This window comes from Marinicellulosiphila megalodicopiae, from assembly GCF_045862395.1.
Taxonomy (GTDB): domain Bacteria; phylum Pseudomonadota; class Gammaproteobacteria; order Pseudomonadales; family Natronospirillaceae; genus Marinicellulosiphila; species Marinicellulosiphila megalodicopiae.
Window position 1 is genome coordinate 961,685 of the sequence record NZ_AP023087.1, and the last position, 21,490, is coordinate 983,174.

22 protein-coding genes are annotated in these 21,490 nt (G+C 36.8%); 8 read left to right on the plus strand and 14 right to left on the minus strand.

Features of this window, described 5'->3' with window-relative positions:
- Positions 1 to 25: 25 nt before the first annotated feature.
- From TYM08_RS03990 to radC, 5 genes are all read right to left on the minus strand, one after another.
- Positions 26 to 718: a pseudouridine synthase gene (locus TYM08_RS03990; protein WP_422381680.1), complete on the minus strand. Its 693-nt coding sequence runs from the start codon at positions 716 to 718 to the stop codon at positions 26 to 28.
- Positions 715 to 1,554 carry a bifunctional DNA-formamidopyrimidine glycosylase/DNA-(apurinic or apyrimidinic site) lyase gene (gene mutM / locus TYM08_RS03995; RefSeq protein ID WP_422381681.1) on the minus strand — a complete coding sequence of 280 codons (840 nt, stop codon included), beginning with the start codon at positions 1,552 to 1,554 and terminating at the stop codon, positions 715 to 717. Before mutM ends, TYM08_RS03990 begins: the two co-directional genes overlap by 4 nt.
- Positions 1,555 to 1,597: 43 nt before the next feature.
- Positions 1,598 to 1,756 (minus strand): 50S ribosomal protein L33, encoded by a 159-nt coding sequence (gene rpmG / locus TYM08_RS04000; protein ID WP_422381682.1) that lies wholly within the window; start codon positions 1,754 to 1,756, stop codon positions 1,598 to 1,600.
- Between the two features lie 10 nt (positions 1,757 to 1,766).
- Positions 1,767 to 2,003 carry a 50S ribosomal protein L28 gene (gene rpmB, locus TYM08_RS04005; protein ID WP_422381683.1) on the minus strand — a complete coding sequence of 79 codons (237 nt, stop codon included), beginning with the start codon at positions 2,001 to 2,003 and terminating at the stop codon, positions 1,767 to 1,769.
- Between the two features lie 183 nt (positions 2,004 to 2,186).
- On the minus strand, positions 2,187 to 2,861 hold the full coding sequence (gene radC / locus TYM08_RS04010) for a RadC family protein (RefSeq protein ID WP_422381684.1): 675 nt from the start codon (positions 2,859 to 2,861) through the stop codon (positions 2,187 to 2,189).
- 105 nt (positions 2,862 to 2,966) lie between these two features.
- Between radC and coaBC the strand changes: the two genes are divergently transcribed.
- From coaBC to slmA, 4 genes are read left to right on the plus strand one after another with little or no spacing between them, the layout of a single operon-like run.
- The gene (coaBC, locus tag TYM08_RS04015) at positions 2,967 to 4,169 is read left to right on the plus strand and encodes a bifunctional phosphopantothenoylcysteine decarboxylase/phosphopantothenate--cysteine ligase CoaBC (protein WP_422381685.1); all 1,203 of its coding nucleotides are present in this window, start codon (positions 2,967 to 2,969) and stop codon (positions 4,167 to 4,169) included.
- Positions 4,170 to 4,186: 17 nt separating this feature from the next.
- The gene (locus TYM08_RS04020) at positions 4,187 to 6,865 is read left to right on the plus strand and encodes a phosphomannomutase/phosphoglucomutase (RefSeq protein ID WP_422381686.1); all 2,679 of its coding nucleotides are present in this window, start codon (positions 4,187 to 4,189) and stop codon (positions 6,863 to 6,865) included.
- A 15-nt stretch (positions 6,866 to 6,880) separates the two neighbouring features.
- Positions 6,881 to 7,783, plus strand: a complete 903-nt coding sequence (gene argB, locus TYM08_RS04025) for an acetylglutamate kinase (protein ID WP_422381687.1) — start codon at positions 6,881 to 6,883, stop codon at positions 7,781 to 7,783.
- Positions 7,784 to 7,792: 9 nt separating this feature from the next.
- Complete coding sequence (gene slmA, locus TYM08_RS04030) at positions 7,793 to 8,386, plus strand: nucleoid occlusion factor SlmA (protein WP_422381688.1); 594 nt, start codon at positions 7,793 to 7,795, stop codon at positions 8,384 to 8,386.
- Between the two features lie 58 nt (positions 8,387 to 8,444).
- Here slmA and TYM08_RS04035 read toward each other — a convergent pair whose 3' ends face one another.
- From TYM08_RS04035 to rnt, 6 genes are all read right to left on the minus strand, one after another.
- Positions 8,445 to 8,933, minus strand: a complete 489-nt coding sequence (locus TYM08_RS04035) for a hypothetical protein (RefSeq protein WP_422381689.1) — start codon at positions 8,931 to 8,933, stop codon at positions 8,445 to 8,447.
- A 199-nt stretch (positions 8,934 to 9,132) separates the two neighbouring features.
- Positions 9,133 to 9,669, minus strand: a complete 537-nt coding sequence (locus TYM08_RS04040; protein ID WP_422381690.1) for an adenine phosphoribosyltransferase — start codon at positions 9,667 to 9,669, stop codon at positions 9,133 to 9,135.
- A gap of 109 nt (positions 9,670 to 9,778) precedes the next feature.
- A complete protein-coding gene (hpf, locus tag TYM08_RS04045) occupies positions 9,779 to 10,189 on the minus strand; it encodes a ribosome hibernation-promoting factor, HPF/YfiA family (protein ID WP_422381691.1) in 411 nt (136 codons plus the stop codon).
- Between the two features lie 340 nt (positions 10,190 to 10,529).
- A complete protein-coding gene (gene folK / locus TYM08_RS04050) occupies positions 10,530 to 11,024 on the minus strand; it encodes a 2-amino-4-hydroxy-6-hydroxymethyldihydropteridine diphosphokinase (protein ID WP_422381692.1) in 495 nt (164 codons plus the stop codon).
- A complete protein-coding gene (pcnB, locus tag TYM08_RS04055) occupies positions 11,021 to 12,496 on the minus strand; it encodes a polynucleotide adenylyltransferase PcnB (protein WP_422381693.1) in 1,476 nt (491 codons plus the stop codon). Before pcnB ends, folK begins: the two co-directional genes overlap by 4 nt.
- A gap of 80 nt (positions 12,497 to 12,576) precedes the next feature.
- The gene (rnt, locus tag TYM08_RS04060; protein ID WP_422381694.1) at positions 12,577 to 13,224 is read right to left on the minus strand and encodes a ribonuclease T; all 648 of its coding nucleotides are present in this window, start codon (positions 13,222 to 13,224) and stop codon (positions 12,577 to 12,579) included.
- Between the two features lie 130 nt (positions 13,225 to 13,354).
- Between rnt and TYM08_RS04065 the strand changes: the two genes are divergently transcribed.
- Complete coding sequence (locus tag TYM08_RS04065) at positions 13,355 to 13,693, plus strand: Hpt domain-containing protein (protein WP_422381695.1); 339 nt, start codon at positions 13,355 to 13,357, stop codon at positions 13,691 to 13,693.
- 15 nt (positions 13,694 to 13,708) lie between these two features.
- On the opposite strand, the gene TYM08_RS04070 is transcribed toward TYM08_RS04065, so the two are convergent.
- The 3 genes from TYM08_RS04070 to tyrS form a co-directional block, all read right to left on the minus strand.
- A complete protein-coding gene (locus tag TYM08_RS04070) occupies positions 13,709 to 14,926 on the minus strand; it encodes a leucine-rich repeat domain-containing protein (RefSeq protein WP_422381696.1) in 1,218 nt (405 codons plus the stop codon).
- Between the two features lie 61 nt (positions 14,927 to 14,987).
- Positions 14,988 to 15,833 carry a peptide chain release factor N(5)-glutamine methyltransferase gene (prmC, locus tag TYM08_RS04075; protein ID WP_422381697.1) on the minus strand — a complete coding sequence of 282 codons (846 nt, stop codon included), beginning with the start codon at positions 15,831 to 15,833 and terminating at the stop codon, positions 14,988 to 14,990.
- 3 nt (positions 15,834 to 15,836) lie between these two features.
- Positions 15,837 to 17,033 carry a tyrosine--tRNA ligase gene (tyrS, locus tag TYM08_RS04080; RefSeq protein WP_422382808.1) on the minus strand — a complete coding sequence of 399 codons (1,197 nt, stop codon included), beginning with the start codon at positions 17,031 to 17,033 and terminating at the stop codon, positions 15,837 to 15,839.
- A gap of 306 nt (positions 17,034 to 17,339) precedes the next feature.
- On the opposite strand from tyrS, the gene TYM08_RS04085 reads away from it, so the two are divergent.
- The 3 genes from TYM08_RS04085 (at position 17,340) to purT (ending at position 21,487) form a co-directional block, all read left to right on the plus strand.
- Positions 17,340 to 18,779: a peptidoglycan DD-metalloendopeptidase family protein gene (locus tag TYM08_RS04085; protein WP_422381698.1), complete on the plus strand. Its 1,440-nt coding sequence runs from the start codon at positions 17,340 to 17,342 to the stop codon at positions 18,777 to 18,779.
- Positions 18,780 to 18,920: 141 nt separating this feature from the next.
- Positions 18,921 to 20,183 (plus strand): hypothetical protein, encoded by a 1,263-nt coding sequence (locus TYM08_RS04090; RefSeq protein ID WP_422381699.1) that lies wholly within the window; start codon positions 18,921 to 18,923, stop codon positions 20,181 to 20,183.
- 119 nt (positions 20,184 to 20,302) lie between these two features.
- Entirely contained in the window at positions 20,303 to 21,487 is a 1,185-nt protein-coding gene (purT, locus tag TYM08_RS04095; protein WP_422382809.1) for a formate-dependent phosphoribosylglycinamide formyltransferase, read from the plus strand.
- The last annotated feature ends 3 nt before the right edge of the window (positions 21,488 to 21,490 follow it).

Below are 21,490 nucleotides of genomic sequence, written 5' to 3' on the forward strand. Positions count from 1 at the left end.
GATTTTGTTGTTTAAATTTTGTTGTTTAAATTTTGTTGTAATAATATTTAAAATCTTCGCATAAAGGCGCGTTGATTGTAATAGGTTGTTGTGTAAATGGATGAGTAAACGATAGCTCATGAGCCATTAACATCATACGAGGGATTTGTGTGTGTTCAGCGACTTGAATATTGTGATCAATGTCTCCGTATAAATAATCGCCCACAATCGGCAAGTTGGCATTGGCAAGGTGGCGTCTGATTTGGTGGTAGCGGCCAGAATGCGGTTGCGCTTCTAAAATGGATACTTCTAAGTTTTCATCTTCAGCAAAGCTGCCTTTTTTGCGAAATTGTAATTGGCGAAAACTGGTACTGGCGGATTTCATTTCTTTGTTTTCTGGTTTTTCCAGCTCGTCGTTATTTTGCCATTGGTGTTGTGTTTTGCCATGCACGACGGCGATGTACTTTTTTTGTACCTGTTGTTGTTCAAACATTTTTTGCATGATTTGAACGGCCGGTACATTTAGAGCAAATAATAATAAGCCAGAAGTAGGACGGTCTAGTCGATGTACTGTGTAAACCTGTTTGCCTAACTGGTCACGAATCACCTTCATGGCAATTTCGTTTTTTGGATGTGGGGTGTCAACGGGATGCACCAGCATTCCACGAGGTTTGTTGATGACGACGTAATTTTCATCGATGTAACAAATCTCTAAAATAGGGTCTTCTTGATTGCTCATAACGCCTGACAGCTTGGGCAAAAACTAGATGCTCGGCCACCTAGTTGTATGGATTTAATGATGTCGTTACATTTTTGGCAGGGTTTGCCTTTTTTGCCGTAAACATTAAGTGTTTGTTGAAAGTAGCCTGGCTTGCCATCGGCATTGATAAAATCTTTTAATGTCGTGCCCCCTTGTTTGATGGCCTTTTTAAGAATTTGTTTGATGGTTTTTAAAAGCTGTTGAATTTGTTCGTCACTGATTTGATTTGCAGGCGTGGCTGGGTGAATGCCGCACAAATACAAGCTTTCAGTGGCGTAAATATTACCTACGCCTACGACTACTTTACTGTCCATTATGACGTTTTTAATAGGGGCAGAGCGCTTAAGGAGTGCTTTGGATAAGTATTGTTTATTAAAAAATTTGGTTAAAGGCTCAGGTCCAAGAGTATTTAATAGTGGATGTTGTGTATCATCGTGCTCATACCATAAGCAAAATCCAAATCGCCTAGGGTCGTTATAGCGAATGACGCAGTCGTTAAACTCTAACTCAATGTGGTCGTGCTTTTTGAGGGCTTCGTCTTGCTGACAGACTCTTAAGCTGCCTGACATGCCAAGATGAAACATAAGGGTGCCTTGATCAAAACGCATTAATAAATATTTAGATCGTCGATCAATACTTCGCAGGATTTGGTTGCTCAGAATTTCTAAATCGACAGGTTCTATTGTCCAGCGTAAATTTGCTCTATGACGGTGCATGGCTAATAAGGGTTTATTAACGATGTGGGGTGTTAATCCGTTTTTTGTGGTTTCGACTTCTGGTAACTCTGGCATAGGGGCTCTTTTTTGATCAGGCATAAAAAAACCCAGAAAACTGGGTTTTTTAAATCAAAGAGGAAAATTATTTAATTTTCGCTTCTTTGTACATAACATGCTTGCGTACTTTTGGATCGTACTTTTTCATTTCAAGCTTGTCTGGTGTGTTCTTTTTGTTTTTATCTGTAGTGTAGAAGTGACCTGTACCTGCAGATGAAACTAATTTGATTTTATCACGTGGCATGATTAACCCCTTATACCTTTTGACCAGTAGCGCGCATTTCAGCTAACACAAGATCGATGCCTTTTTTATCGATGATGCGCATGCCTTTAGACGATACTTTTAATTTAACGAAACGATTTTCACTTTCCACCCAAAAACGGTGAGTGTGAAGATTTGGTAAAAAACGACGACGCGTTTTTGCCATAGAATGCGATACATTGTTTCCGGCAACTGGACGTTTACCAGTCACTTGACATACTTTAGACATTTTCAGCTAGCCTCTGACTTCTCGTCGGTACCACCTAACTAGAAGTGAAAAACCGAACATAAATGGGAAAATTTGCTCTCAAAAAATTATAGATTTTTAAGGCCAAATTTCAAAGAGCGCGTTTTATACCAGAACAGCCCTTAGAACTCAACAAAAAAAACAATTATTTGCAGTTTCGCACTGTTAGATAAGTCCTTGTTCTGCGAAGGAAAATGCCTTGTTTTTACCGATAATTATATGGTCTAACACTTGGATATCCACTAACGACAAGGCTTCCTTCAATCGACGTGTTATATTTTTATCACTTTGGCTGGGCTCTAAAGTACCTGAAGGATGATTGTGAGCAAAAATAATGGTGCTGGCTTGATGCTTGAGTGCTTCGATGACAACTTCGCGTGGATAAACTGCCGAGGCGTTGATGGTTCCGCGAAAAATTTCTTGGTATTTAATTAATTGATTTTGGTTATTTAGGTATAAGCAACTAAAAACTTCATGGGGTAATAATCCTAGTTTGCTAATTAAAAATTGTTTGCTGTCTTCCGATTTTGTGAAAGATTCGGTTTGTTTGCATTTGCTTTCAAAAAATCGACTGGCCATTTCAAGCACTGCTTGTAGTTGAGCAAATTTAGCAACGCCTAAACCTTTTGCTTGGCAAAATGTGTCTAAATCGGCGCTGAGTAATCCATGTAAATCTTCAAAGTGATTGATCAGCTGTTCTGCAAGCTCTACAGCATTACAGCCCTTAGTGCCTGTGCGTAAAAATATTGCGAGCAATTCCGCATCGGACAAGCTGTGGCTTCCGTGATGGATGAGTTTTTCTCTAGGTCTTTGGTGTAGTGGCCATTGATTAATGGGCATGTCAATTCCTTATCTATTTTAAAAGAGTAAACAACAGTATAGCCAAAGATTCACTTTTTAAGGTCACATCGGTACACTTGCTGTTTTTACAGGTTGTATCATGTTATGAGAATTATTTTAGCGATTACAGGTGGCATTGCCGCTTATAAAAGTGCTGTATTGGCAAGATTGTTAGTTAAGCAGGGGCATGATGTACGAGTGATTATGACTCAAAATGCTTGTGAATTTATTTCGCCTCTTACTTTACAGGCTTTAACGGGTAAGGAAGTACATACTACGTTGCTGGATGAACAGGCTGAAAAGGGTATGGGGCATATTGAATTGGCCAAGTGGGCTGAGGTGATTTTAATTGCGCCTGCCACTGCTAATTGTATTGCTACGTTAAATGCTGGTTTGGCGCCTGAATTGTTATATGCCGTGATTTTGGCAAGTCGTGCAAAGCTTTGGGTGGCTCCTGCTATGAATGAATTAATGTGGCAAAACCCTGTGGTGCAACATAATTTAAGTCAGTTGCGAAAAATGTATGCCCACAGATGGCATACAATCGGTCCAGATTCTGGCGAACAAGCTTGTGGGGATGTTGGACTTGGTAGAATGAGTGAACCTGAAACAATTGCGCAATTTGTGCTTGATCAATTAGATGATAAACCTGCCGATGCTTTGTTTTTGCAATCAAAACATGTGGTAATTACCGCAGGTCCCACTGAAGAGTTGATCGACCCAGTGCGTTTTATCTCCAATAAAAGCTCTGGAAAAATGGGTTATGCCTTAGCGGAAGCTGCAAGTAAAATGGGGGCAAAGGTGACATTGATTTCAGGGCCTGTGAATATTGAAGCACCGAAAAACATTCAATTAGTGAAAGTGCAAAGTGCTAAGCAAATGTTGCAACAAGTGATGAACATCATAAATGAGTGTGATATATTCATTTCCTGTGCGGCAGTGGCCGACTATGCATGCTCACAAGTGAGTGAGCATAAACTTAAAAAACAAAATGATCAGCCAATTTTAACGTTAGAATTGATTAAAAACCCAGATATTTTGGCGACGGTAGGTAAACTACCAAGCAAGCCATTTTGTGTGGGATTTGCAGCAGAAACGCAAAATGTTGAACAATATGCTAGAACCAAATTGGTTCAAAAAAATATTGATTGGATCGTGGCAAATGATGTTTCAAAAGAAGGGATTGGTTTCAATTCTGATGATAATCAAGTGACACTCATTTCACACGACAAAACTATGAAACTAAAAAAAATGACAAAACAAAAATTAGCCTACACGATTTTAGAAACCGTATGCGCTGTTAATTAAATTGGAAGGGACGAGTTATGGCCAAACACTCTAAAGAAAATAATCAAACAAAAATAAAAAAAAGTAAGCGCCGAAGTATTTTCAGTTTTCTGATCCCTTCCATTGTTGCTGTTTTAGTTATTTTACCTGTACTTGCTGTTGTGTTGATTAAATTCACAATTGAACCGATCAACGATAAATTTCAACAAGATAGTGTAAAAATTTATAGTCAGTCTATTGCGAGTAATATTAACGCTGAAATTCTATCTAAACGATCATTAATTGAATCCATTGCTAGCGATGCAAAGTTAGTTGAGTTAGTTGAGAAAACCGATACTGACGGATTGTTAAATTTTGAAAAAATTAAAATGCAATCCATTGAAGGTGTTAGGCAAATACGGGTTACGTTACCTGGTTTAGCTGATCCAAATGATGGACGCTTCCCTGAGCTTGGTTACCCTGGTGCGGATATGATTCGTGTGGTTGAAAAAGGCGGTAAAGAGCCAGCACAATTCTATCCAAGAGAAACCGGCGGAGATGTTATATTAATTGTATTGCCTGTTCTGAATGCAAATAGTGAACATATTGCATCGTTATCTGCGTCCTTTGGTGTGGGGTACTTTAATCAAGTTTTAAAATCTAATTTTAATAATGCAAGTGCGTTACAAATTGTTCAGTCCAGACCGTCTGAGCCATCACAAAACATTGCTACAGTGGGCACGATGGTTCGTGGTGATGCCATTGGTATCGATTTAAGTGTGCAATATTGGAAGCTTTATTATTTACCAAGCGACAAAATATTAAATGCACAAATTGTACAATCTAGCCATTATTTATTGCCTATTATTGGTGCTATGTTGTTGATTTTATTGGCGATTGTATTGCCTGTTTGGAACTTGCAGAAAATCGTACGAAAAGAAACAGCATCGGTTGCGGTTTACGTGCAAAAAGTATTGGCCGGTCAGCAACAAGCAACGCCTCAAGTGACTATTGCTTTGTACAGTTCGTTATTAGAAAGCTTATCTCGTGTTAGGTTTTCAAGACAAAGCGCTCAACAAGTTACTCCTAATAAGCCTGAACCTTCAGAGACAACTCAAGCACTTGAGGATTTTTCTAATCCTAGTCATTTATCCAACCAAAACTCTAATTTAAATACGTCACATACCCCTTCCACTGAAGTGTTAGATTTAGATGATGATATGGCACAAATTGATCAGATTCCTGATATGAATTTGGATATGGATAATTCCGAACAATCGATCATGTCATTGCATTTAGGTGACGATCATGATCGGTTAGGCATTGATGCCGCACAAGATCAAGCGCCGATCCCTAATCAAGGTTTAAACGTCACCCCAGAGATATTTAATGGTTTTGATATTTGTGGATTAGTAGGTGAGACGTTAGATGCATCGATTGCGCGAATCATTGGTTTGGCAATTGGGTCAGAAGCTGCGGATCGTGGTGAGCAAACCATTATTGTTGGGCGTGATGGTCGATTATCAAGTTCTGAAATTACACGTGCATTAATTTTAGGGTTAACTGAGTCTGGTCGTGACGTATTGGATTTAGGATTAGTGCCAACGCCATTAATGTATTACGCAACTAAAATATTGGGGGTGAATTCTGGTGTAATGGTGACAGGTGGAAATCATTCTCCTAATCATAATGGTATGAAAATCATTTTAGCAGGCCAAGCCTTAGTTCCAGAACAAATCGCGGCGTTGTATACACGAATTGAATCCAGAAATTTATTAAGTGGTAATGGCAGTGTCACTCAAAATAACATTATTAATAATTACATAAAGCGTATTTCAAGTGATGTAAAAGTGAAACGTAAACTCAAGGTTGTGGTTGATGCAGGTAATGGTGTAGCGGGTAATGTTGCTCCTGCATTATTTGATGCCATGGATTGTGAAGTGATTCAGTTGCATTGCGAAGTGGATGGCAATTTTCCAAACCATACACCCAACCCAACGAATGTTAAGAATATGTTAGACCTGCAAAAAGCGGTAAAAGAGCATAATGCCGATTTAGGGTTTGCATTTGACGGGGAAGCAGATCGTTTAGGCATGGTAACCAATGAGGGTACAATTATTCAGCCAGATAGAATGTTGATGCTATTGGCTAAAAACTTATTGCAGCGTAAATCAAATTCAGTTGTCATTCACGACATCAGAAGTACACGTCGCCTTAAAGCATTAATTGTGGGTTATGGTGGTCGCGCGATTATGTCTAAATCAGGCAGTGCATTAATTAAACGTAAAATGAAAGAAACAGGCGCTTTATTAGCAGGTGAAATGGATGGTCACATTATCTTCAGAGAAAGGTGGTATGGTTTTGATGATGCACTTTATGCTGCAGCAAGAATTTTAGAAGTTGTCAGTCAAGATTCTAAAACCGTTGAATCAATATTTGCATCTTTTCCTGAAGACAGTTCAACGTTAGATTTGCCTTTGAGTGTCCCTGAAAATGTTAAATATGAGCTGATAGAGCGATTATCAAGAGAAGGTAAATTTCCAAACGGTACCATCATTGAATTAGATGGGTTGCGTGTTGATTTCCCTGATGGATGGGGGTTGATTAGACCTCATCAAACCAAAAATGTACTTATTATGAAGTTTGAAGCGGATACACCAAGTTCATTACGCAAAATACAAGAAACATTCAAACTGCAAATGTTGAATCTTGATTCAAAATTACAGTTTCCTTATTAGAGAGAAGTATAAATCATGTCGATTGATTTAAAAGCAGCACAAAATTTTACAAGCGTTTTATCTGAAGCGCTTCCGTACATTCAAAAATTTGCAGGTTGTACCATCGTTGTAAAATACGGCGGTAATGCAATGATTGATGAAGAGCTTAAACAAAGCTTTGCAAGAGATATCGTATTGCTAAAAGCAGTGGGTATTAACCCTGTTGTGGTTCATGGTGGCGGACCCCAAATTGGAGACCTCTTAGAGCGCTTAAATATTGAATCTAAATTTGTTGATGGCATGCGAGTGACGACAACAGAAACCATGGATGTGGTTGAGATGGTTTTAGGTGGATTGGTTAATAAAGAAATAGTAAGTTTGCTAAACCAAGTTGGCGGTAAGGCAGTGGGTATGACAGGTAAAGACGCTTCGTTTATTCAGGCTGAAAAATTAGTCATCACAAGCTCAAGTCCTGATTTACAAAAGTCTGAAATCATTGATATAGGGCATGTCGGTAAAGTGAAATCCATTGATACTTCGTACATCGATTTACTGGTGAAGTCAGATTATATTCCTGTAGTTGCACCAATTGGTGTCGATGAAAAAGGACAATCCTATAATATTAATGCCGATTTAGTTGCAGGAAAAATTGCAGAAGTTTTAAATGCGGAAAAACTGATTTTATTAACAAACATTGCTGGTTTGCAAAGCAAAGAAGGTAAGGTGTTAACCGGATTAAGTACTGCTCAGGTGGACGCTTTAATAGCTGATGGTACGATTTATGGCGGCATGTTACCGAAGATTGGCTGTGCATTAGATGCAGTTAAAAATTCTGTGAAAAGTGCGCATATTATTGATGGACGAGTGGCACACGCCACATTGTTAGAAATATTCTCAGACCAAGGTGTGGGAACATTAATAACAAATGAAGCAATATAAGGGGGTGTCATGACTGCAGTGAGCGAACGTAAAATTTCAAGACGCGAACAAATATTACAGTGCCTTGCACGTATGCTTGAGCATAGTCCTGGGAACCGAATCACTATTTCCAAATTGGCAAAAGAGGTGGGTGTTTCTGAGGCTGCGTTATATAGACATTTTCCTAGTAAAACAAAAATGTTTGAAGGGTTAATTATCTATATTGAAGAAAGTATTTTTTCACGTATTAATATTATTTTACAGGATGAAAATTCAACTGTAGTGCGCTGTCAGTTAATTTTAAACTTAATGCTTGGCTTCGCTCAAAACAATCCTGGAATGTGTCGTATTTTAATTGGTGATGCACTAGCAGGAGAAGATGATCGTTTAAGAGTAAGAGTCGCGCAATTTTTTGAACGAGTTGAGTTGCAATTAAAGCAAGTAATACGCGAAGCACAAATTCGTGACCAACAATCGGTTCAATTACCAAATACAGTTTGTGCTAATTTGATGCTGTGTTTAGTGGAAGGCAGAATCAGTCAATTTGTTAGGAGTGAATTTAAAAAAATGCCAATGCAAGATTGGGATCTTAATTGGCAAGGTTTGCATCGAGCGATTTTTTAGATTTATTAGTATAAAAAAACCAGCATTTGCTGGTTTTTTTTGGCTGTTAAAATTTAATTCATGCGGCCATTGAATCTTTATCGATGTATTCTTGATAATGTCGAATAAAATCCGACTGGCTTGCATGACTACCATGAAAATAATGCTGCCAGCATTTTGCAATACCGTGAATGTCTTTGCGTTTTGGAATCGGGGCGTCTTGACTTGTATAAATACACCAAGCAATGGCGGTAGAATAAATTAAATTCGTCGCTAATTCGCTGTGTGGGTTTTCAAGAAACATATGCTGGCTTGCCAGCCCCCTTACTAAACTTGCAAGTTCTGGTTTTTTTGCTAAATAATCATCCCAAATACGTTCATGAGTTTTCGCATCAATATGAAACACCCCCATGCCTCTGTGGTGTTTTTGTTTAAGGTGCGAACCTAATCCAGATTCTTGGGCGGCAGTTGCCATCAGTAACTCTTCCATACCTGATGTGTAATTGCCTAATTGTTTTAATGTGGGTCTAATCACATAATGGCGTAATTCTGAAGCGCAAATTCCCATTTTAAATTGCTCTTTATGATTTTTTAATTATTTAGCAAAATACTTGCCGACAAAGGCAAATTACATGTTGAATTATAAAGATAGTGTGTATTTTTGTGAAAGGGTCGATAAAATTCATTCTTTTAATATCAATTAATAATTTAAATTTTTTTTTAAACGTTTTTGATTATATTGAAAAAAATAAAATTATTTTTTAAAGTTATATTCCTTCGTAAGCGCATAAATTAAATACTGGAACATTTAAAGTGCCAATATTTTGTACGCCTTTTAAATCAGGTAAACAAACTAGGCATGCAACCTCAAAAATATTTGCCCCAGTTTGATTAATTAAATTAATTGCCCCCATTGTGGATTTTCCTGCAGCAATTAAGTCATCAAAAATCAATACGTTGTCCTGCTCATTACAAGCATTTTTGTGCATCTGTAATGCGCGAGTATGCGAATCGTTTTGGGAATGAAGGAGTTCTCCTGCCATTTTATGGGGTTTTCTAATTAAAATTAAGGGCAAGTTTAAGCGTGCAGCTAACATCGAGCCTAAAATAAATGCTCTAGCTTCTAATACAGCTATGTGAGTAAGATTGGAATTTATATAGCGCTCATATAATCGATTAACGCATTTTTGAGTGATTTCACTGTGACGATAAATGTCAGTTAAATCTCTAAAAATATCACCTTCATTTGGCCAGTTTTTATAAGACTTGATGTGGTTTTTAATTTCAAATGAAATGTCAGCCATAAAACACCTTGTTATTGAATGAAGAAACTAAAAAAAGAAATTTGAAAAGGAGGTAAAAATTTAAGAATTAAAAAAGCCCGAATCAAATGATTCAGGCTTATTATGGGAATTATGCGACTGAGCTTACAAGCTCGACTTCTATTCCGCGATCAACAAGGGCATTAAATTCTTCTTGTTGCATATCTTCAATTGAAGTGTCTTCAGCAAAACGTTCTGAAGATTTTGATTTCGTTTTATTTTTATAACGACGTAATTGTTTTTCAAGTTTTTGCACTAAGCTGTCGACTGTGACACTCATGCTGTTGTCCGCTTCAGAGGTTGCGAAAAATTCTTTGCCAGGAATCCGAATGGTTGCTTCGGCTTGGACTTTATCCGTTTCTTGTTTAGTCAGATTAAAAGTTACGTTCACGCTTGTAATTTTGTCATTATAACGGCTTAGTTTTGCCATAGACTCTTTAATTAATGCTTTGATTTCATTTGGAACCGTAACTTGGTGACCGCTGATGTTCAATGTGTACATATATAAATCCTCTGATAATAAATTAAAAATTGACGTCTTTTTAGTGGTAATTTTTTTCCTCTTTTGTGTGGGTTGACTTATAAACTACTCCGACTGATAAAAAAGTCAAACACTTTTATCAATCATTTTAAAAATTAATTTCATACCAAAACTCAGTTCTGTTTTTATAAAATTAATCTCTATGTAGCGATAAAAGAATAGACTAGTGATCGGCTACATAGTTCATAAATGATGTGTAATTTTGAAATTTCAATGGTGGGATTTGTAAGTTTTTTTGATTTTTCTACAAAACGTGACTTTTGTCTAATTTAAAAAAATAAGCATTGAATTGCGCAGAATTTTAAATAAGGAATTCATTTAAAGTTGTAATCTCTTGATCGTTAATCAGGGAAATCCAGTGTGTAAGGTTTTTATTTTTTAATTTTGTCACAGGATAATTATTTTGCAAGTCTTGAAGGGGGAGTAGCACAAAGAGTCGTTTATGAGCCAGCGGATGAGGGATAATTAAACGTTGCGTATCCAATTTAATAGCATCATAAAGGATAATGTCTAAATCTAACGTTCTAGGCCCCCAGTGGCGATCTCGCGTACGGTGGTGGGATTGTTCGATTGCTTGAAGTGCATCAAGTAATTCAATTGGTGAGTATTGGGTTTCAATTAAAATACAGCCATTTACAAAATCATCTTGGTCTTGTGGACCAACAGGACTTGAGGTATAAATTTTAGAGCCTGCAATTACCTTGGTGTAGGGTAATTGATCGATCTCATTGCAGGCGTCCAAAATTTGCTGTTTAGGCTGATTTAAATTACTGCCTAATGCTATCCAAGCTTTCATGCTTTTTTAGGTTTGCTACGACGTGGCGGGCGTTTTTTTTTGTCTTTCTCAAGAGCAAGGGTCATTTGATGTTTACGGTCTTTGTCAGCAAATTGGAATTCTTGCCACCATGCGCCTAATCCACTTAAATCTTCACCAGCTTCTTCGCGTAACAATACAAAATCAAAACCTGCACGGAATTTTTGATGCTCTAGTATTTGTTCTGCACGTTTACCAAATCTGCGGGGTAAGCGCATTTGAAGGTCCCAAATATCGCGCATAGTGAATGAAAAACGTTTTGGAATGCTCGCGCTTTTTGCCTGAAGTGTTAATACTTTTTGACACGCTTGGTGCATAGCAGGTACAGCAGGTACGCCTTTGTCGATAAAAGATTGTTGCACCTTTAGTAACTCAGGCCATAAAAATACAGCCAAAATGAATGCAGGTGTTATGGATTTTCCCGAATTTATACGTTTATCGGTATTGATCAAGGCTTGTTTAAACAATCTTAAGTTGAAGCCTTCAGGGTCGTCATCAATGTGTTTTTGAGCCTGTGGATAAAGTGTTCTGAATAGGTCAAACTTGAGCAGCATTTCAAACGTCTCAAGTCCTTTACCATTTAGAATAAGTTTTAAGGATTCATCAAATAATCGAGCAGGGGGGATATTGGCCATCAAATCTGCAAGTTCGTAAATAGGGTTTGCCGTTTCTGGTTCAATTTCAAAGCCCAGCTTAATCGCAAAACGAACCGCGCGAATCATGCGAACAGGGTCTTCACGGTATCGAGCTGATGCATCACCAATCATACGGATTTGTTTGTTTTTAAGATCTTCTAAGCCTTGAGGTAACGCTCGAATTACAAAACCTTTCGAAGTGTAATACATTGCATTGATTGTAAAATCTCTGCGCATTGCATCATCATCAATGGTTCCGTAGACATTGTCACGCAATAACATACCTTCAGAAGAACGTGAAGATTGATTATGATTTGAGTCTTCTTGGTGGTTTGCGCGAAATGTAGCGACTTCAATCAGTTCACGGCCAAAAGTGACGTGAATAAGCTTAAAACGACGTCCAATGATTCGAGAATTACTGAATAATTGATTCACTTGCTCGGGTGTTGCGTTGGTTACCACATCAAAATCTTTTGGATGCAAATCCAATAATAAGTCACGTACACAACCGCCAACTAAATAGGCTTCAAATCCATTAGATTGTAAACGATGCAGTACTTTAAGCGCATTAGGACTGATGTCATTTCTTGAAAGCTCATGATCATCGCGTTCAACTTGTACTAGTACATCGCTTTCGAACTTTTCAATATTGCGGTTTTTGTAAGTCTTTTTCTCGTAGGATTTGCGTGATGAGTGTTTATGCTCAGCATCAAAATTATCAGAAGAAGTTTGGGATGGCTCAGCTGGTTGCTGTTCCATATTGTTTTTTGGGGGAGTGATATTGGCTTTTTTAAACCAATCACTTACTTTTTTAATCAAGCCATTTGCCATAGTATAAAAAATCATCAAATATAAATAAAAGGTGATTCTAACCAATCACCATGTATAAATCTAACTAACTAACGCGATAATTCAGGTAAAATCGGCCAACCACCAATTTCTTTATAGCGATTCACCATTTTGCAGTACAGTTCACATGTTTTTTGAGTGTCATATAGAGCGCTGTGCGCTTTAGAGTTTTCAAATTCAATTTGAGCTTCATCGCATGCTTTTTTTAATACGGTCTGTCCGTAAATTAAACCCGCAAGGGCTGATGTGTCAAAAGTAGAAAAAGGATGAAAAGGATTACGTTTAATGCCACAACGCTCACTGGCAGCCATCACAAAAGAGTGATCAAACGTAGCGTTGTGCCCAACTAACACTGCTCTTGAGCAGCCGGTTGCTTTTACTTCGCTGCTGATGATATTAAACATTTGTTTTAATGCATCTAACTCACTCACTGCACCACGAAGGGGGTTAGTGGGGTCTATGCCAGTAAATGCCAATGCTTCTTTTTCTAAATTTGCCCCTTCAAAAGGTTCAATATTAAAGCTGATACTTTTACCTGGTACTAAAAAACCTTGCTCGTCCATGGTGACGGTTTGCATCGCCATTTCTAATAATGCATCGGTTTTCGAATTAAACCCTGCAGTTTCAACATCAATTACAATGGGTAAAAAGCCACGAAAGCGGTAGGCAATGCCTGTTTTAGCCGAATCAGAATCCAAAATTTTATCACTTATAAAAATAAAGTCGCTATGGTAAAGACTAACTTAAGACAATTCAATGAGGTTTTGCCTTATATAAGTATTGGTCTATGCTAAATCTATATGATTTGAAGTGAATTTGGGAATGACTATGACGCCAATAGATGATCAAGCGCTCAGCGCATTGCAAGGGCTATTAAAAACAAGGTTTAACATTGTGCTGGAAAAATATATTGAAGAGTCTGACTCAATGTTAGAGCAACTTCAGCCAGCTAAAGAAACACATGATGAAGAATTAATGATTCGAATTGTGCACAGTTTGAAATCATCCAGCAGAAATCTTGGGGCGAACGACCTTTCCGATCTGTCAGGTCAATTAGAGGAATCATTTAAAAATGGCCAATATGATGATTTTGAACAAAACACACAGCAATTAAAGTCAATGTACAACGAAGTAAAAACGTATTTAACGTCTAATTATTTGCATTAGTTCTTACATTAGTTCTTACATTGGCTCATCGTTCTCACATTTAAGTTTGCCTTTTCTATCAAGGATAAAAGAAAGGGCTGAACAATCAGAATTTAATGGATTGTTTGATAAGTCGACATTATAAAGTTGATACAAGGTGGTTAACGGTGAGATATCTTCAATTTTATTATTATCCAGTAACAATACTTCAACTTGGGTGAATGTATATAAATTAGAAATATCCGATATGAGATTGTTTGATAAATCCACAAACTTCAAACTATTTATGTTTAATAAAGGCGCCATTTGCGAAACTTGATTACCATCAGCGACAAGAAAGATTAATAAATTTAAAGAAGCTAATGCATTTAATTTTGAAATTTGATTATTTGAAATTGTTAAACGTCGAAGATTACTTAAGTTTGCAAGTGGGGTTAAATCTTGAATATTATTGTTAGATAAATTCAGTCTTGTTAAATTATTTAAACCTGATAATGCCCGAATATTTGTGATGTTGTTAAACGATAAATCCAGTTGGGTTAAAGAGGTTAATCGCCCTAATCCTTCAAGAGATTCAATGTTGTTATTTTTTAAAACTAAATATTCAAGTTTATCTAAGTTGGTTAAGCCTCGAACATCGTGGATTTGATTTTGATTCGCAGTTAAGGTTTTTAACTGAGTCATATCTTCAAGCGCATCTAAATTGGTTAAATTATTTTTAAATAAAACCAAGTCCTCCATGTTTACAAGGGTTTTAATTGCTGAAATATCCGTAAGGCCGCCTCCTTTTAAATCTAAAGTATGAATTTGAGTCCAATCCTCTAATCCCTCTAACCCATCTGCAATGCAATTTAACCTTGTTACATACAACATGCGCTCTAATGTTGGCTGTTCTCCTTCATCTACTAATAATTTATTTTGAAGGCATTGTCTTAATTTAGGATTAGTAATATTAAAAGTAGGTGTATGCTCTGAAGTAATGCTGAAAGAATCGGATTGTGCAGCTGTAGGTTCTTCTATATCGATTTCGTTTTGTTTAACGATTTTTATTGGTACTTGTTCGGGAATATCTATTTTGTCTACAACATTTTTAGCAGGGAGGGTATCTGAAATAATAGAGCTTAAAGAATGCGTTTGTATTTTGCTATTTGTTTTTTCTACGTTATTTTTGGATGTGTCTACATCGGTTTGAGTGGCCAGATAAATCCATATTAAACCTAATGAAATAACCAATCCTAGTATTAATCGTTTCATGTAAACCTCAAAAAATTAGATAAAATCAGTCTAATTTAATTCGAGTATGATTGCGACCCGTTTAATTAGAACTGGCGATTGTATGTTTGATACCAACAGTAAAACGATCATTGCTAGCATAATCTTGAAAACTTTCTACGTGAGAAAAACCATGTTGGATGAAAATATCTGTAACCGCTTTTGCTTGATTGTATCCATGTTCAACAATTAAATAGCCGTTAACAATCAAGCATTCAAATGACTGCTTTGCAATAATACGAATATCATCTAACCCATCAACACCAGATGTAAGGGCGGTTTTAGGCTCAAAGCGAACATCTCCCTCATCTAAATGATGATCGTTTTCTTCGATATAAGGTGGGTTTGAAATCACAATATCCAAGCTGTCTGTTTTGAAATTATCTAACCAACTGCTATTAGAGACATGAATATCAACTTTGTTACGTTGCGCATTTTTAATGGCTAATTCACAGGCGCCTTTTTGAACATCAACGGCATTCACCGTCCAGTTCTCAAATTCGCTCTTAAGAGTGATCGCGATCGCGCCGGTTCCTGTACCTAAATCGACAATGGTTTTTGAGCTTTTAGGGTCAAATTCATTTAAACAAAATTCAATTAAACATTCAGTATCAGGGCGGGGAATTAACGTAGAGGCGTTGCAGTAAAAAGGCAAAGAGAAAAACTCTTGCTGACCTAAAATATAGGCAATAGGCAAACCTTTGATGCGTTGTTGTAATACCTCTTCTGCTTTTGCAAGATCCGTCTCGCTGATTGTTTGTTCGGGCCAAGTAAACAAATAAGTCGTGCTTTTATTTAAAACAAAACTAAGCAACAGTTTGGCGTCAAGCATCGCGCTATCGGATTGAATTTGCGTGTGTGCTTTTGCCAACCATTGCTGAATTTGCATAACTTAAGCAACCGTTACTTTAGCGATGCTTTTTTTGCCAGCTTGGATAATATATGTACCCGCTGCCACTTTATGAGAAATGCTCACCACTTCTTGGTCAATTTTAACGCGACCATTTTTAAGCATATCTTTACCAGCTGCGCCATTTTTAACTAACTTGGCTTGATTGATCACATAGGTAATCGCTAAATCTTCAGCGCCATCTAAGTCTAATGTAACTTGCGCAATATCATCTGGAATTTCACCGTCTTGAATAATATTACCACTGCCTTTATGGGCATTTTGCGCGGCTTGCGTGTCATGAAAACGCTCAATTAATTCAAAGGCCAATACTTTTTTAACTTCTTGAGGGTTTTCGCCATTTTCAATTTTTGCCATTAATTCATCAATTTCTTCTAATGTTTTAAAGCTTAATAATTCAAAATAACGACGAATCATCGCGTCAGGTAACGACAATAATTTTTGGTACATCACACCAGGAGCGTCAGTAATACCAATGTAGTTATCTAATGACTTCGACATTTTTTGAACGCCGTCTAGGCCTTCTAAAAGTGGCATCATCAAAACCGTTTGGGGTTTCATACCACTTTGTTTTTGTAATTCACGACCCACTAATAAGTTGAATTTTTGATCCGTTCCGCCAAGTTCAACATCAGACTCTAATGCAACAGAATCGTAACCTTGAATCAACGGGTATAAAAATTCATGAATCGCAATGGACTGACCGTTTTTATAACGTTTTTTGAAATCATCACGCTCTAACATGCGCGCAACGTTGTACTTTGCAGCCAAAGCAATCATATCAGCGGCTGATTTTTTACCCATCCATTCTGAGTTAAAACGAACGGTAGTTTTAGACTCGTCTAAAATTTTGAAGACTTGCTCAGTATAGGTTTTAGCGTTTTCAGCGACTTGCTCGGTAGTTAAAGGTGGGCGCGTCGCACTTTTACCCGTCGGGTCACCAATCATCGCAGTGAAATCACCAATCAAGAAAATCACTTCGTGACCTAATTCTTGAAACTGACGCAATTTATTGATTAAAACCGTATGACCAAGATGCAAATCTTTAGCCGTAGGATCAAAACCTGCTTTAATTTTTAAAGGTTTGCCTGATTGCAAACGTTCAATTAATTCTTCTTCTAATAGTATTTCTTCGCTTCCGCGTTTAATTTGAGCGAGAGCTTTATCAATATTTTGCACAGACATACGCAACCTTTTTGGATCTGAAGTGACTTATATGGGTCTTGATTTACATTATTTAACACAAGACACGATAAAAACGACGTTGATATTAAAGAAAATACAGTCTTTAATTTCACCAGCGTCTTAGATAAATTAGTTATCCTCATCGATGAGGAAAGCCGCGCATTATAGCAATACAAACACAAAAAACGTATTTTTTGACAAAACTAATAAGAAAAATTCATAAAAATCAAACACAACGTCATGATTTTAAAGTGGTTTTTGTTATACTTGCCCCACAAAATTGGAGTTACATTTGTTTACATGACTAGTAAAGCATTCCCTAAGATTCATACATTAGCTATTTTAATTACGATTGTGATCATATTTTTAGTGATTATTTGGCCATCATCTGAACCCAACTTAGTTGTTATTAAAGTTGTACCTACTCAACAGCCATTCCAAGTGAATTCTAAAGTTGAGTTTTATAGTAATGTTCAAGCAACCGTTAATGAGACAAACTCGATAGAATCAGAGCCTGATTTTGCAAAAATTAATCCCATTGAAGTGAAAAAACTTCAAAATGACTTACATCAAAATACCGATATAGAATTAGCCACTGTCCCTAAACCTGTTAAAGCTCCGATTATTATTACTGTAAAAAAAGAAGATACCCTTTCGCATATTTTTGAACGCTCTGGGGCAGGAGTGCGTTTAATGATGAATCTTCTGAATAATAAATCGATAAAACAAACCATTACGCCGATCAAGCCCGGTGAAAAAATAGAATTTCATTTTGATGAAAATGAAGACATTGCTCAAGTGCATTTGGTGCATGATGCAAAATACTCAGTGGTTATTACAGGGATTGTAGAAAAAAAATATGGTATAGAACAGCGCGTGGCTAAATCAGAGATAAAAACCCACTTCAAATCCGCAGCAATTGAATTGTCGTTATTTGGTTCTGCTGAAAAAGCAGGCATAAATGCCAATTTAACTGCGCAAATTATGCATATATTTGGTTGGGATATCGATTTTGGTCAAGACTTAAGGCAGGGCGATCATTTAAGTGTGCTTTATGAGCAAGAATATATTAATGGTGAGTCTTACGGAAATGGCACCGTAATCGCATCGCAGTTTTTTAATAAAGATGAGCTATTTCAAGCGACGTTATTTACAGATTCTTCAGGACGCACGGATTATTATAATCAAGACGGAAAAAGTATGAAAAAATCATTTTTACGTACACCGGTTGATGCAAGCAGAGTTTCTTCAAGTTTCAGTAAAAAGCGTTTTCACCCCGTTCATCAAACCTATAAGCGTCATACAGGGACAGATTATGCCGCACCTTCTGGTACATCTATAAAAGCAAGCGGCGACGGTAAAATAATATTTGCAGGTGTAAAAGGTGGATATGGCAATGCGATTATCATTCAGCATCAGCAGGGTATTACGACTTTATATGCACATATGAAAAACTTTAAACGTGGCATGCGAGTTGGAACAAAGGTGTCTCAGGGCGATGTGATAGGATTTGTTGGTAAATCTGGTACTGCAACTGGGTATCATTTACATTATGAATTTCGCGTAAATGGCGTTCATCAAAACCCTGAAACTGTTAAATTACCGAAAGCAGAACCTATTAATAAAAAATATTTAGCAGAATATATGGATCATGCAAACTTCTTATTAAATAAACTGAATGCACAGCGAATCGCCTTTCAGCAAATGGATGAGTTAAGTAATTCACAAGAAATATTATAATAAAGTATATAAATTAAGCACAGTTTTTTGAATTATTAGGATTTTTGTCCATACTGAACAAAGGATCCTAATAATTGTTAATTTATGTATATCAGTAAACTTGTACTCTTTATTACATTTGAGTCCTTACTTGGACTGCTTGTGATCGGCGGCTTTCTTTTTTATAAAAGCCGTTTGTATAATTTATTGCTTAAAATTTATCAAAAAAAAGAAAAAAAAGAAATCCGTCAAGCCAACCAATCACTGTTAATACAGAATAAAAAATTATTAGCTCAATTGGCTGAAGCCCAAAATGATACAACGCTAAATATAGACCTTTCTGAGCAAGACCCAGACAATACAATCTTGCAGTTAGATGGCGATCATCATCAGCAACTAAGTGCACTAGGTGTGGCGTATCAAACTGTAAAAGCCATGTTGGATGAAAATCCTCATATGGACGAGGCGCAGTCTCAGCATTTAAATGAGCGAATTGCTAAAATTCTAAATATCCCAATAAATAAAGAACAAGATGTTGTTATTCGTGAATTACAAGGGCAGATCGATTTCTTAAAACAAGAAAATTTATTAATTGAAACAAAAAATCAAAAAATAGAACAATTAGAAGCACAAATATCACGTTTAAAATCTATAGATGCTGCTGCCATTGAAAAGGCCAAGGCTCCTAAGCAAGGAGATTTTGCAGATGAAATTTATAAATTAAAATGTGAAAAATTCGATATGCTTGAAAATATTAATCGATTAAAAATGGATATTGATCGATTAAGTGGGACTCCAGAAGGCGACGAATTACTTTCAACATTACAAGAACAAGTCATTGAGCAAAACAATTACATCAAACAATCAGACGTAGTGGTTTCGTTATTGGAAAAAGAATTAGAGGCGGCCAATATTTTAATTACTGAGTTGGAAGCAAGTGGCAACGCAGACGAAAATAATTCAAACTCTGAAAATAACGATAAAGATATAAAAGCCATTCATGCATTACAAAAAGCCCAGCGTGAGACATTAAGTGAGTTAAAAGAAAAACTCAGTCAAACCGAAGAAACCACATCAGATGAATTACATTTAACACAGAAAAAAGATATTGAGACGATTGAAAAAAATATTGAAGACACTGAGCGTTGTGTTGAATCTTTAAAGTCAGAATTACAAAACGCACGCGATCGAATTAAAATTTTAGAATCTCAGCTTGAAGCAAGTTATGAAGTGAATAAAAAAACCAAGGAAAACTCGACAGGTGATGATGAACAGCTTGCAAATCAAAATAAAAATGACCGTTCAGAATCGGATGAAGAATTAGAAGAACTATTAAGAAAACTTATCAACGATTCTCAAGAAATGCTCACCACGATCGCAGACTTGGAAGATGAAAATTTAAAACTAAAAGAGCAGCTTGCTTAAATTTGAACATTTTCTCGTCATTTAAAAACAAAAAACCTATCTAACAGGTTAAAATTCCATTTCGTAAATCCCATCAAAAACCATACAATACACGTTTATAATACAGAATAATGAGGTTTATCGTGAAATTAGGCAGTGCATTATGTACAAGTGCTAAAAAAATGTTGCTATTAGGCAGTGGCGAGTTAGGTAAAGAAGTGGCTATTGAAGCACAGCGATTAGGAATAGAAGTGATCGCGTGTGACCGTTACCAAAACGCACCTGCCATGCAAGTGGCTCACCGATCTTACGTGTTTGATATGTTAGACGACACTCAATTAGAAACGATAATTAAACAAGAACAACCTGATTTTATCGTGCCTGAAATTGAAGCCATCGCCACTTCTAAATTGGTTCAACTAGAACAAGAAGGTTTTAACGTTGTACCTAGCGCAAAAGCCGTGCACTTAACCATGAACCGAGAAGGTATTCGTCGTTTAGTCAGTGAAACTTTAAATATCCAAACCTCAAATTATCAATTTTGTGAAACCGTTGAACAATTCCAATTTGCAGTCAATGAAATTGGCATACCCTGTGTGGTTAAACCTATTATGAGTTCATCAGGTAAAGGACAGTCAGTGATCAAATCAGTCGATGACATTCAACAGTCTTGGGACTACGCGCAAGAGGGTGGGCGCGCAGGAAAAGGTCGAGTCATTGTAGAAGGGTTTGTTGATTTTGATTATGAAATTACTTTACTCACTATAAACGCTATTGACGGCATTCATTTTTGCGCACCTATTGGGCACAGGCAAGAAAATGGTGATTATCAAGAATCTTGGCAACCAGCCGAAATGAGCGAGCAAGCTTTATTAGCAGCGAAACAAATGGCCGAAAAAGTCGTATTAGAACTTGGCGGATTTGGATTGTTTGGTGTCGAGTTTTTTGTAAAAGGTACGGAAGTGATTTTTTCAGAATTATCACCAAGGCCACATGACACAGGTTTGGTGACACTCATTTCACAAAACCAGTCAGAGTTTGCTTTACATGTACGAGCTATTTTAAATTTGCCGATCACCTATATTGAACAATTAGGAAACTGTGCGTCAGCCGTCGTATTAGCAAAAGGCATTAGCAAAGACATTGAGTTTGAAGGTGTGCAAAATGTATTAAGCGAACCGAATACCCAAGTTCGATTATTTGCAAAACCAGAAATAAATGGACCAAGACGATTAGCGGTTGTGCTGCATAAAAATGAAACCATTGAATCAGCAGTAAAAAAAGCAATTGAATTGTCTAATAACATTAAAGTGATATTGAATTAAAAA

Excerpts from the sequence above, each read along its gene's own strand:
- TYM08_RS03990 (WP_422381680.1), bottom strand. The coding sequence starts at position 718 with ATGAGCAATCAAGAAGACCCTATTTTAGAGATTTGTTACATCGATGAA.
- mutM (WP_422381681.1), bottom strand. The coding sequence starts at position 1,554 with ATGCCTGATCAAAAAAGAGCCCCTATGCCAGAGTTACCAGAAGTCGAA.
- rpmG (WP_422381682.1), bottom strand. The coding sequence starts at position 1,756 with ATGCCACGTGATAAAATCAAATTAGTTTCATCTGCAGGTACAGGTCAC.
- rpmB (WP_422381683.1), bottom strand. The coding sequence starts at position 2,003 with ATGTCTAAAGTATGTCAAGTGACTGGTAAACGTCCAGTTGCCGGAAAC.
- radC (WP_422381684.1), bottom strand. The coding sequence starts at position 2,861 with ATGCCCATTAATCAATGGCCACTACACCAAAGACCTAGAGAAAAACTC.
- coaBC (WP_422381685.1), top strand. The coding sequence starts at position 2,967 with ATGAGAATTATTTTAGCGATTACAGGTGGCATTGCCGCTTATAAAAGT.
- TYM08_RS04020 (WP_422381686.1), top strand. The coding sequence starts at position 4,187 with ATGGCCAAACACTCTAAAGAAAATAATCAAACAAAAATAAAAAAAAGT.
- argB (WP_422381687.1), top strand. The coding sequence starts at position 6,881 with ATGTCGATTGATTTAAAAGCAGCACAAAATTTTACAAGCGTTTTATCT.
- slmA (WP_422381688.1), top strand. The coding sequence starts at position 7,793 with ATGACTGCAGTGAGCGAACGTAAAATTTCAAGACGCGAACAAATATTA.
- TYM08_RS04035 (WP_422381689.1), bottom strand. The coding sequence starts at position 8,933 with ATGGGAATTTGCGCTTCAGAATTACGCCATTATGTGATTAGACCCACA.
- TYM08_RS04040 (WP_422381690.1), bottom strand. The coding sequence starts at position 9,669 with ATGGCTGACATTTCATTTGAAATTAAAAACCACATCAAGTCTTATAAA.
- hpf (WP_422381691.1), bottom strand. The coding sequence starts at position 10,189 with ATGTACACATTGAACATCAGCGGTCACCAAGTTACGGTTCCAAATGAA.
- folK (WP_422381692.1), bottom strand. The coding sequence starts at position 11,024 with ATGAAAGCTTGGATAGCATTAGGCAGTAATTTAAATCAGCCTAAACAG.
- TYM08_RS04065 (WP_422381695.1), top strand. The coding sequence starts at position 13,355 with ATGACGCCAATAGATGATCAAGCGCTCAGCGCATTGCAAGGGCTATTA.
- TYM08_RS04070 (WP_422381696.1), bottom strand. The coding sequence starts at position 14,926 with ATGAAACGATTAATACTAGGATTGGTTATTTCATTAGGTTTAATATGG.
- prmC (WP_422381697.1), bottom strand. The coding sequence starts at position 15,833 with ATGCAAATTCAGCAATGGTTGGCAAAAGCACACACGCAAATTCAATCC.
- TYM08_RS04085 (WP_422381698.1), top strand. The coding sequence starts at position 17,340 with ATGACTAGTAAAGCATTCCCTAAGATTCATACATTAGCTATTTTAATT.